The sequence below is a fragment of the Brevibacterium sp. SIMBA_078 genome (assembly GCF_046534565.1).
Classification (GTDB): domain Bacteria; phylum Actinomycetota; class Actinomycetes; order Actinomycetales; family Brevibacteriaceae; genus Brevibacterium.
Genome location: NZ_JAWRYQ010000557.1, coordinates 1 through 238 on the forward strand (window position 1 = coordinate 1; position 238 = coordinate 238).

Below are 238 nucleotides of genomic sequence, written 5' to 3' on the forward strand. Positions count from 1 at the left end.
GACGGCTATGCGCTATTTGGTTCAACCTAAGCGTGACCCGTCCCTGTTCTAAATCAAATTGATTGAGTTTTTTTTTCTGTGTAGTACTGAGCTGCTCGTGCATTTGGTAAAGTTGCGCTCAGCGAAATAATATCACCTTCATGGGCCGCTTCAGGCAAAACGCATTGCAAAGCAATTTGATGCTGGCTATTAGCATGCAATGACAGCGTTTCAAATTCCATGCTGTGGCTTAATGCCG

Annotated in this window: 1 protein-coding gene; it reads right to left on the reverse strand. The window is 44.5% G+C overall.

All coding sequences use genetic code 11. From position 1 onward, the window contains the following. Positions 1-53: 53 nt before the first annotated feature. A partial coding sequence (locus SB749_RS20780) for a hypothetical protein (RefSeq protein WP_410711985.1) occupies positions 54-238 on the reverse strand: 185 nt, incomplete at its 5' end.